The sequence below is a fragment of the Verrucomicrobiota bacterium genome (assembly GCA_027622555.1).
GTDB lineage: Bacteria > Verrucomicrobiota > Verrucomicrobiia > Opitutales > UBA2995 > UBA2995.
Map to the genome: position 1 here is coordinate 1 of JAQBYJ010000143.1, position 11,568 is coordinate 11,568.

An 11,568-nucleotide genomic window follows, 5' to 3' on the forward strand; every position below is an offset into this window, starting at 1 on the left:
CAATTGGCAGTTCACCAACGAAAAAGCCCGAATCAAACTGACTCGCCTTTATCCGAATTTATAGATGGTACAGGGTACTAGTGACCTTGAGTATTATCGTTTGGTTTAGTTATCCAGGGAGTAATAAATAGTATCAGGGCAACCACGAGGTAGCTCCAGAACCATTCATTGAACTCAAAGGATAATCTGGATACGGTGTCGCCTCTAATGAAATCATACTGATGGGTAAGGCCAATTGCTGTAAAGGCAGCTGCTGCCAAAAACCAATACCCCGCATTTCGAAATTGTTTTTCAATGATACAAACCGTGGATGCGGCGAGAATAATGGATGTATACAAGTACCCTTGTTCAATGGCGAAGGCACCGTCTGGGAAAAAATTTCGAAAGTCGGCGAATGACTTTAACACTGAGGTGTTGAAAAAATCCTTTTCTGCCAAAATGCCAGTAGTCGAGAGAGCGTGTTTGAGGCAAACTGAGATGTATGCCCCGACCACAGGTATCACACCCAGAACGACTGCCGGTATGTGTTTTTTCGGAGTTGCACTGAAAGCCTGAGTCATCATCGAGATACCGATCCATATGAGTATGGCCATGCCGGCTTCGACCGGTATGTAGTGAAAGACAATGCTGGCTGTACCCGTGAGACACATGAGGCCAATAACCACCGCGTTGAGAACAGAGTATCCCGCGCGGGCCCCCAATGCTTTCCACCCAGGGTGACCAATGTAGATAGCTGTTGGAAAGGGAGAACCCAAAAGTGAAACGGCGATCGTTCCTAATCCACTCACAGCCAGTGCCGGTTTTGGGTCGTATTTGTCTCCGGCAACTTCTGCGGATTCGATGACCTGCAAGGATAGCACCAAGTGAATGATTCCGACCGGGGCCAGTATGGGCAACAGCTGTGGCAGCATGCCAAATGCAGCTATCAGGTCTCCAATAACGGGTATGGGAATATAGAAACTAATCATCTCCAACTGTAGTGGTCCGCCGGGGACAATTGGTATTTCCACGTCGCTGTAAAAAAACCAGGCCATGCCGGTTCCGAGAAGAAGGATGAGAAATCCAACTGGGATACCGAGGCGCAATCTGACGCCTCCGAAATACATGATCATTGTGATACCGAGGGTGACTATTCCAACCAGGGGGTAGGCGAAACTTCGAAATACAAAATCCAGACCGATAAATGTAAATCCCAGTCCAGCTAAAGTAGAGAGCATGGCGGCTCGAGGGGTAAACCTCCTTATATGATATACCACAAAAGATCCAAAAAACTCCACACAGCCGGAACCAAAGCAGGCCAGCAAACCGGCTCGCCAGGCCATGAGGTCGGCATCCGCTTTGCTCAAGCCCGAGTTCAACGCGAATTGCTGAGTTGGATACATGACCAGAAACACAAAAGCCACCACCGTCAGAATACTTGTACCGTAAGGGATGGCGCAAACGTCCTCACGGTTTTCCTTCCTGGCAAGTTTGAGTGCCGCTCGTGCGTAGTAGATGTTTCCGATGGCGAGACCCACTGCAGTGGCCGGGAGAATCTTTGTAAAAAAAAGTTCGCTCGAAAATCCCAGGAACGATTGGCAAAGGCTGCTCATCAGGATGAGCATCAGTATATTGTCTAGTCCGAGGGCAAAGAAGCCATCGATATCGCCTTTAACAAAGAGTTTCACTTTGGCCTACTAAGCAAATTTTCTCCTCAAGCTCAATGGATAGTTGCATTAAGTTCGATTGGTGTGAAGTTTGCTCTCAATAAATGATGCGTTATATTTCTAAAGGCGATTGGGATGGCTTCTTTGGGCTTGGGTTAAATAATTTTATTAACCTACTGCTGATCATTAGTTTGTGTCAGGCGGTCTTGGGGTTTTCTGAGGAACTGATTGTCTATCGTGTGCTTCCCGGAATGGCGTTTGGCGTCCTGTTTGGAAATTTCTTTTATTCCTGGCAGGCCCGTTCACTTACACGAAAAACGGGAAAACATTTCTGCGCAATTCCCTATGGGATCAATTTGTTGCCCATTTTCTTTTACACATTTTATGTGATGGTTCCGGCACAGCAGATTGCGCTTTCCCGGGGGTTGGATAAATTGGAAGCCGACAATATTGCCTGGATGGCTGGTGTGTTGGCTTGTTTAGGATCGGGGTTAATTGAGTTGGGAGGTTCCTATTTTGCGCCGCTGATAAAGAAGGTTACGCCACGGGCGGCTTTACTGTCGGCCATTGCCGCCGTCGGCTTATTTTTCATCGCAGCAGATTATACATTTAGGGCTTACGCATTTCCGGTGGTTGGATTGCCCACCTTTTTTCTTACGCTGTATTTGTTATATGGATCGGTTAAAATGCGGTGGAACTTACCGGCTGGCTTGATCGTGCTTACTGTGGGGATCGCCATCTCCTGGATCACGCATTGGTTGGGATATCCTAGTCCTGTTGCAAATTTGACCGAGTCGACTCTCGCGTTGGGATGGTATTTCCCGTTACCATTTGGCTTGGAAGCGATTTTTGAGATAAGACAAATGATCGCATTTGCCGCGGTAATCATTCCAATGGGGCTTATCAATTTGCTGGGATCTCTTCAGTGTATGGAATCTGCAGCGGCCGCTGGTGACGAATTTCCCATTAAGTCATCCTTGGCCATAAACGGCATCGGAACCATGATTGCCGGAGTGTTTGGTTCTCCTTATCCGACGACTATTTACATAGGGCATCCTGGTTGGAAAATGTTAGGAGCTGGTTCGTCGTATTCACTAATGAACGGAGTGGCCATGGCGCTGCTTTGCATAACGGGCACGCTTGGGTTTTTATCTGAATACGTGCCCATTGAAGCAGGAATGGCTATCCTGATCTGGATTGGATTTACGATTAGCTCTCAAGCCTTTCAGGTGGTCCCTAAATCTCACGCCCCTGCAATTATTGCCGGGTTGATTCCAGGCATGGGGGCTTTTGTGGCTTTGATTGTAAAACGTGTCCTGAGTGCCATCGGTTATGGAAGTGCGGATCAACCATACAGTAACGAGCTCCTGGAAACATTGACCAGGGAGGGCAGTTTGTTTGCCAAGGGTATTTTCGCTTTAGAACAAGGTTGGTTGTATGCCTCCGTTGTTCTTGCGACCATCACAGTAGCCATCGTTGAGAAAAAATTTACCAGCGTCATTACCTGGTTGGCGGTTGGTGGGGGACTGGCGTTTTTGGGTATCATCCACCATTTTCAGGTTCTGGATACGGACATTACCACCAAGCTTGGACCAGCGTGGAATTGGATTGTGGGTTATTTATTAACCTTGGTGGTATTGGTTATTGTTCGCTTCTGTCTTGTCTTGGGGCATGAGGATAGGACAATCCCAAACGATTAGAACGAGCATTTAAGCTCAACGACTACTTTTAAAAATGCCTTTTGTACGACTATCTGGAACTGTCCAGGGAATTGAAGACCCGACCCGGGAAACACGGGCTCGCATGCTCTATCTGCTATTCGCCAATGGCTGGGATATTTATAATTCGAACGGAGACCAGCGGATCTCTCTTTCTAATATCGAGGAAAAAGTTACCGAGTCGAATGCGTTTGTGTTCATGCCTGGGGCCTCAATCGAGGACTTGTTTAAAGCCATTTCCATTTTTGTTGGCTATCAAACAATGGACGTGAATCTTTTTGGTAAGCCAGCGGTTATCCTTAATTCGGATGGGTCTTGGGACGACTTCTACCAGCTGCTCGACCAGTTGCATAATCAAGGCACCATTAGGCAACAATTTCGTGACTATTTATTGAATGCTGATTCGCCGGAAGGAGTTCTTGAAGCCCTGGAGAAAGTGCAACGCGATGGCCTTCCGGATATAGGCCGGAAAAAGATTACTACCTTGGATAAAGAATCTTTTGAAACCCCTCGCCCGGATGATTTATTAGGAAGCGCCTGTGTATTTTGTTCTGCCAGTATTGAGGATGAAGACTATTTGACTGCTGGCTATAAAATGGGGCGTCTGTTAGCCGAAAAAAAAGTGGGCTGTATTTCAGGTGCGGGTACCACCGGCATTATGGGGACCGTGGTAAAGGGCTCCGTTGAAGCCGGTGGATGGACCAGTGGGTCCAATGTGCCTCATATTATAGAAATGGAAGGGCTGCCGGAAGGGCTTTCCAGCTTTTGGCTTCGCCCGGATATTTACACACGGATGGAAGTCATGATCCAGGAATCCGACGCATTTGTCATTTTTCCTGGTGGGGCTGGAACGGTTCAGGAGATGCTCGCTTTGCTTATTTTTAAGCAGATGGATAGTTTACTCATGCGGGCAAAGCCGGTTATTATTTATAACAGACCTCTTAACAAAGATGGCCCGGGATTCTGGGACGGCTTGGTCGAATTGTTGGAGCCCTGGTCTCACCTTGATCTGTTTGAAGTGATAACCGATATTGAGGGAGTTGCCAATCGCATTGAGGAAGTATTAAAAGAAAAGAAATACCAGTCGATAGGTTAGCTCTGTTTGTGTAAGCGAGTGAAACTTGTAGGAATTAAGGAATACCTGATCTTTTTCAGCCATCTACGCAGTTAAGTTTCGTTGCGCTTATAAAATGCGGTCTGTCCGGACTGGGGGTGATTTTGAAAGATGTCAAAACCCTATTTGTACGCAAATATATGGTCGGGTGGTTGTTGTTAACTCCGCTGTCGACTTCGTCTTCGGTAGGCCCTAAACCGCCGATTCTAAGACGGCTCGCTCGGCGATCGAGCCCTACCCAAATTTATCATTCCACTCTTTTTGACACTTTTCAAAATCACACCCGTTTGAACTATCATTAAAAGCTCGAGATTGCGGGTCACTTCTGTCCCATTATTTATATGAAAGTTTCGTTTCAATTCCTGGTGTTTCTATTGGTTCTGACGAACCTTCATTCAAGAACGGTTGAAATCGGAAAGGGGGATTTAATCGTCGATCCATTCAGTGTCGCATTTGATAAGTCAGGTAATCTATACGGTGTGGAATACGTTAGATCCAACCGCGTATTTAAAGTAGATCCCTATGGCGTGGTAACACGCATTGCCGGAATTCAGGCTGTGACCGATCCGAAGATGGGCGACCTGGGAGCGAACGATGGTGCGGACCCACTGAATGCTCATTTCAATGGAATGCACGATCTGGCAATTGGTCCCGATGGAAGTATCTATTTGGCAGACGCATTCAGCTCTCGAGTACGCAAAATTGATGGAGCAACCGGAAAGCTATCGACCATTGCGGGTACGGGAACTCCGGGATTTTCGGGAGATGGTGGACCTGCTGAAAGCTCGCAGGTAGGCCAAGTTCATTGTTTGTCTTTCAATGAGGACTATTCCCGTCTCTACCTGACTGATTTGCCCAATCGAAGAATCCGCATGATTGATATGGAATCGGGTATTATTTCAACCGTTGCTGGCAATGGTGAAACCGGGGTCCCGGAGGATCAATCTATAGCAATAGAATCGCCGTTGTTAGATCCACGCGCCGTTCTAGCGGGGAACAATGGAATGGTTTACATTCTTTCCAGGCGTGGGAATGCCTTGAGATTATTGGGGCCAGGAGGTCGAACGCGTACGATTATTAATTCCTCGGGAGAAAAAGGTTATTCAGGTGATGGAGGAGACGCACTGTCGGCGACGATGAACGGACCGAAGCACCTGGCATTAGATCCTCAAGGCCGTATCTTGATAACAGATACAGAGAATCATTGTATACGCCGCTATGATCCAATTACTAACATAATTGATTTGGTTGCCGGGGTTCCAGGTGTCAGAGGCTCTGCTTCATCTGACAATCCTTTGGAAATACAATTCGACCGTCCGCATGGATCTCGAGTACACAATGGCTGGATATTTATTTCAGATAGTGAAAATGATCGGGTGATTTCCTTCCCGTATCCAGAAGACTGATAATTATTCGAGCTAACTGGTTTTGATTTCGCAGCCCAATCTTCTTTTCCTTCTTTCTGACCAGCACCGGGCAGACTGGCTGGGTTGTTCATCCGGGCTGCCTTTGAAGACTCCAAATATTGACCGACTGGCAAATGAAGGCACTCGCTTTACTCGTGCGATTACTCCTTCTCCTGTATGTTCGCCTGCACGCGCGTGTTTGGCTACCGGTCTGGATTTCGAGCATTGTGGGGTTGCCAGTATCCATGAGAATTTGCCCCTGGATAAGCCGACCTATTATCAGTCTTTAAGAGAAGCTGGTTATCAAGTAACCGGTGTTGGAAAGTTCGATTTGCACAAACCCGACATGGATTGGGGATTGGATGGAAAGAACCTGTTGCAAGAGTATGGGTTTACCGACGGCATCGATAGTGAAGGGAAAGGTGATGCGATCTGGGCTTATCGAAAAGATGGAAAACCGAGAGGGCCGTATCTTAAATTCCTGGAAGACCGTGGCTTACTCGATCGGTATGTAAGCATTTATGATCCCAATTCGGAAAACTTGCTGTTTGAGGCCATAAACCCTTTGCCGGATGATGCCTACTGCGACACTTGGATTGCCCAAAATGGGTTGGATTTGCTTGCGACATTTTCAAAGGATCAACCCTGGCATCTGGTGGTAAACTTTGCAGGTCCGCACGATCCCTATGATGTAACCGAAGCCATGCGGGACAGGTGGAAGGATGTCGAATTTCCTCAGCCCGTGGCAAACGACGCCGATGACCCGGAGATTATTCTTCTACGCCAGCAAAATTACGCTGCGATGATTGAAAATATCGATACGCAGGTAGGGAAGTATTTAGCCCTGCTTGAGGAGCGGGATGAGCTGGAAAATACAACCATTGTTTACTCCAGTGATCACGGCGAAATGCTTGGTGACCACAACCGCTGGCAAAAATCGATTTGGTACCAGGGCTCCGTTGGGGTGCCGTTGGTGGTGAGTGGTACAGGTGTCAGGTGTCAGGTGTCAGGAGCTTTGGTAGGATTTCATGACATTGGTGCGACCTTTTTGGACTATGCCGGAGTAGAAGGGTTGCCTGATGCGGATGCCAAAAGCCTTCGTCCGGTTCTAGAAGGTGAGGTCTCCCGGCATCGCCGGGTTCTTAAAAGCGGTCTGGATAATTGGCGTATGATTTACGATGGGCGATTTAAACTAATTCTACGGCAAGGTGAAGATGCGTTGTTGTATGACTTGAAAGAGGATCCAGAGGAGACTGAGAATGTGGCCGGGAGGTATCCGTGTAAGATAAGGCAGTTGTCGGATTTGTAGAACAAAGTTCCAGGTTCTGGAAATGAGCTTGCTGACAAAGCTGGCTTTCCTTGATGATGCGTTCTGGAGGCTCGGCCCAATCCTCCTGACCATTGTTTCCCGAATATGTCCCAACTTCTTATCAAATCAATTTCCTGTCCAAGCTTGATTCTTTTGTTGGGGATGTCTGGAGCAACAGAGCTTCAGGCGAAGGTGTCGTTCAACCACGATATCCGGCCTCTGATGTCCGACATTTGTTTTCAATGTCATGGTCCCGATGCCAATGCCCGTGAAGCGGACTTGCGCCTTGATATTCGATCCGAAGCGATTGCGGACCGGGACGGCTCAGTTGTAATTGTTCCAGAAGATCCGGAGGAAAGTCTTTTGATCTATATGATCAATGCGGAGGACGAGGAAGATGTGATGCCTCCTGTGGATCATCCGAGGTCTTTAACGGACCAAGAGAAACAATTGTTTCATGATTGGATAGCTGAGGGAGCAGAATACGAGGAACACTGGGCTTATGTGCCTCCCGTCCGTAAAGAGCTACCTCAGGTCAAGACTAGTTCCTGGGTGAAGAATCCGATCGATCATTTTATTTTAGCAAAGCTAGAAGAGGAGGGACTTCAACCTTCGTCACTCGCCGATAAGGAAACCTTGTTGCGAAGGGTGACACTGGATCTTACGGGATTGCCACCTGGTGTTGAGGAGATAGATGCCTTTTTAAAGGACACCTCGTCTAATGCCTATGAGAAAGTGGTCGATCGTCTGTTGGCCTCACCTCGTTATGGCGAGCGCATGGTTTGGGATTGGTTGGAAGCGGCACGTTATTCGGATAGTAATGGCTACCAGAACGATCCTGAACGTGGTATGTGGCCATGGCGGGATTGGGCGGTTAAGGCGTTCAACGACAACATGCCCTATAATCAGTTTTCAATCGAACAGATTGCGGGCGACTTGTTACCCAATGCCACACGAGAGCAAAAGTTGGCCACCGCTTTTCTTCGCAACCACATGATCAATGGCGAGGGAGGTCGATTGCCGGAAGAGAACCGTATCGAGTACCTCTTCGACCAGGCAGAAACCGTGGCGACCATTTGGATGGGTGTCACCATGACCTGCGCGCGCTGTCACGATCACAAGTATGATCCGATTACCCAACGTGAGTATTATCAGCTCATTGCCTTTTTCAATAAAACAGAGGTGACGGGTGCAGGCCAGAATCCCAACACGCCACCTGTGTTAGATTTTAGGACTGAAGCGCATGATCTTACCCTCGAGCAGCTGCAGGCGACTTTGGGGGAGATATCTCGTATCGCCGATGAAATGGAACTGGAGATATTTCCACGACCAGCCGGAGAGCCGGCCAGCAAGTCTGAAACGATTCTGGGCCTCGAGAATGGTCGCTGGGCATCTATCGTCGAACCACCGGCTGTTAAACGCCGCCCTAAAGAGTTTCGCAATATGTTGAGATTCTTTGGTGACGCGTATCCGGAATACGCCAAATTGATCGATCTCTGGTGGGATGCCTACGATACCAAAGAGCGATACACCGAGCGAAGGCCGATAGTTATGGTGATGGAGGATTCGGTGGAGCGTGACACTTTTATTCTTAATCGTGGTATCTATAATGATCCAACTGACCAGAAAGTGCAAGCGGGCTTCCCGGCGATTATGAATGGAGGTGTAAGTGACGCTGGTGACTATAATCGCCTGGATCTTGCTACCTGGCTGTTTTCGGATGACCATCCATTAACCGCGCGAGTGACGGTGAACCGCTACTGGCAATACATTTTTGGGCAAGGGCTTTTGAAGCAGGTCGAGAACTTTGGAGTTCAATCGGTGCCTCCCAAATATGAAGCCCTGATTGATTGGTTGGCTGTAGACTTTCGCGAAAGTGGTTGGGATTTGAAAGCGACGTTGAAAAAAATCGTCATGAGTGCCACCTATCAGCAGTCTTCAAAATCATCAGCGGAGGCCAATGAGAGGGATCCGGATAATTCGCTATTAGCGCGAGGACCGCGTTTTCGTTTACCGTCCTGGATGATACGGGACCAAGCCCTTTATGTGAGTGGAATTATGGTTGAAAAGTTGGGAGGCCCTGCAGTGCAGCCCTATCAGCCGGATGGCATCTGGGAAGAAGCTTCTTTCGGCACCTCAAGGTACGTTCCTGATCGTGGAGAGGGTTTGTACCGAAGGAGCGTATACACGTTTTGGAAACGAATTGTTGGTCCAACTCTTTTTTTCGACAGTGCTCCCCGGCAAGTGTGTGAGGTGAAGGTGCAGCGGACCAACACACCTCTCCACGCCTTGAGCACGCTAAACGATGTGACCTATGCTGAAGCGGCTCGCAAATTTGCGGAGCGGATACTTGGCGACTCAGAGACTAGCGAAAATAAACGACTCAAGGACGCATTCAGGATGGTAACCTCCCGGTGGCCTAAGGAGGCAGAGTTTTTGTCGCTTCAACGGGCGCTGGAAAACTATAAACGACATTTTTCGCAAAACCAGGACAAGGCTATTCAATTAGTTTCAGTGGGTGAAGCTCCGCGTGATAAAAATCTGGATTCAGTCGAGCACGCCGCTTGGTCGACTCTCTGCCTAATGCTGCTCAATCTCGACGAAACACTAACGAAGGAATGAATTTCATACGCAATCTTTTTCAAAATGTAGGAGCTGCTTCAGCTGCGATCTCTTATCGTGTTCGGACAACATCGCAGCTGAAGCAGCTACATTTAGGAATCTCGTCCCATTTTTAATACAACATGAACCCACTCACCGACGCAAAACGCCAATTTACCCGCCGCGAATTTTTCGGCAAAGCCGCTGCTGGTGTGGGTAGCATCGCTTTGGCCAGTTTATTGGATCCGAAGTTGATGGCCGACACGCCACCGGCCATTAGTGGATTGCCGCATTTCGCACCCAAAGCGAAACGAGTCATTTACCTGCTGCAAAACGGCGCACCTTCCCACGTCGACCTATTCGACTATAAACCGATGTTGACCAAGATGCAGGGTGAGCCAGTGCCAGCATCGATCCTCGGTGAAAAGCGTTTCAGCTCCATGACCAATACCAAGGCGAAATTGCTGTTGCCAAATATCACTGAATTTAAGCAATACGGTCAAAACGGTATGTGGATGGGAAACTTCATTCCGAAGCTGGCGGAACTTGCGGACGAGCTTTGCTTTATTAAGTCGATGTACACTACCCAGGTAAACCACGCCCCGGCCATCCAGTTCTTTTTAAGCGGATCCGAGATTCCCGGACGACCGACGATCGGTTCCTGGCTCAGCTATGGGTTGGGAGCAGAAACTGAGGACCTACCTTCCTTTGTGGCAATGACTTCTCGCGATAAGGAGGCATCTTGCGGACAAATGTTCTACGACTTCTACTGGGGTAGCGGATTTCTCCCTACGAAATATCAAGGTGTAAAATTTCGGGGCAGTGGAGATCCTGTGTTGTATTTACAAAATCCGGATGGCATGGATCGTGAACTCCGTCGCGACATGTTGGATGACCTGGCTCATCTGAATGAGATCAAATTAAGTGAGTACGGAGATCCGGAAATCGCCACCCGTATTTCCCAATACGAGATGGCCTACAAAATGCAGGTCAGTGTACCCGAGTTGACTGATTTCTCTGATGAGTCTCCAGCCGCCCTGGAGATGTATGGGCCCGATGTGCATAGGCAAGGAACCTATGCCTATAACTGTCTCATGGCTCGTCGCCTTGCCGAGCGCGGAACCCGCTACATCCAACTCATGCATGCCGGTTGGGATCAGCACAACAATCTGACCTCTCAGCTTGAAATCCAGTGTCAAGACACGGACGCCCCAAGTGCTGCCTTGATCAAGGACCTAAAGCAGCGTGGACTGCTGAATGACACCCTCGTTATATGGGGCGGTGAATTTGGGCGCACACCATTCTTACAAGGTGAGTTCGAAAACAAAGCTCGCTGGGGTCGCGACCACCATCCCTACGGATTCACGATCTGCATGGCGGGTGGGGGAGTAAAGCCCGGGTTCGTCTACGGCGCGACTGATGAGTTAGGATTCAACGCAGTCGAAAATCCCGTCCACGTTCACGACTTTCAAGCCACCCTCATGCACCTCATGGGCATCGACCACGAGAAATACACCTACAAATTCCAGGGCCGTAACTACCGCCTCACCGATGTGCACGGGCATGTGGTGAAGGATTTATTGGGTTAGGAATCGCAAAGAGAATGATGTGGCTTTCCTGAAATCCCGAAAAACTGGATAGTACATGGGAGGTTCAGCAATCTTTCTTGCGCTTTCCTTGCAGGTTTTCATGAAAAGAGTGATTAGTGGATTCGACGAAACGAGTGAACAAAGCGAGTCATTGCGCCTGGCAGATTCATTATCATTTGGTGATG

General features: G+C 48.5%; 7 protein-coding genes. 6 read left to right on the forward strand and 1 reads right to left on the reverse strand.

Annotated features, from left to right (window positions below):
- Positions 1-77: 77 nt before the first annotated feature.
- Complete coding sequence (locus O3C43_22405) at positions 78-1,667, reverse strand: NCS2 family permease (protein ID MDA1069245.1); 1,590 nt, start codon at positions 1,665-1,667, stop codon at positions 78-80.
- Between the two features lie 83 nt (positions 1,668-1,750).
- Between O3C43_22405 and O3C43_22410 the strand changes: the two genes are divergently transcribed.
- The 6 genes from O3C43_22410 (at position 1,751) to O3C43_22435 (ending at position 11,383) form a co-directional block, all read left to right on the forward strand.
- Positions 1,751-3,346, forward strand: a complete 1,596-nt coding sequence (locus O3C43_22410) for an NCS2 family permease (protein MDA1069246.1) — start codon at positions 1,751-1,753, stop codon at positions 3,344-3,346.
- Between the two features lie 34 nt (positions 3,347-3,380).
- A complete protein-coding gene (locus tag O3C43_22415; GenBank protein MDA1069247.1) occupies positions 3,381-4,460 on the forward strand; it encodes an LOG family protein in 1,080 nt (359 codons plus the stop codon).
- Positions 4,461-4,819: 359 nt separating this feature from the next.
- Positions 4,820-5,884, forward strand: coding sequence for a hypothetical protein (locus O3C43_22420; GenBank protein ID MDA1069248.1), 1,065 nt, complete (start codon positions 4,820-4,822; stop codon positions 5,882-5,884).
- 22 nt (positions 5,885-5,906) lie between these two features.
- Positions 5,907-7,193: a sulfatase-like hydrolase/transferase gene (locus O3C43_22425; protein MDA1069249.1), complete on the forward strand. Its 1,287-nt coding sequence runs from the start codon at positions 5,907-5,909 to the stop codon at positions 7,191-7,193.
- A gap of 105 nt (positions 7,194-7,298) precedes the next feature.
- A complete protein-coding gene (locus O3C43_22430) occupies positions 7,299-9,815 on the forward strand; it encodes a PSD1 and planctomycete cytochrome C domain-containing protein (GenBank protein ID MDA1069250.1) in 2,517 nt (838 codons plus the stop codon).
- Positions 9,816-9,937: 122 nt separating this feature from the next.
- On the forward strand, positions 9,938-11,383 hold the full coding sequence (locus O3C43_22435) for a DUF1501 domain-containing protein (GenBank protein ID MDA1069251.1): 1,446 nt from the start codon (positions 9,938-9,940) through the stop codon (positions 11,381-11,383).
- Positions 11,384-11,568: the final 185 nt, after the last annotated feature.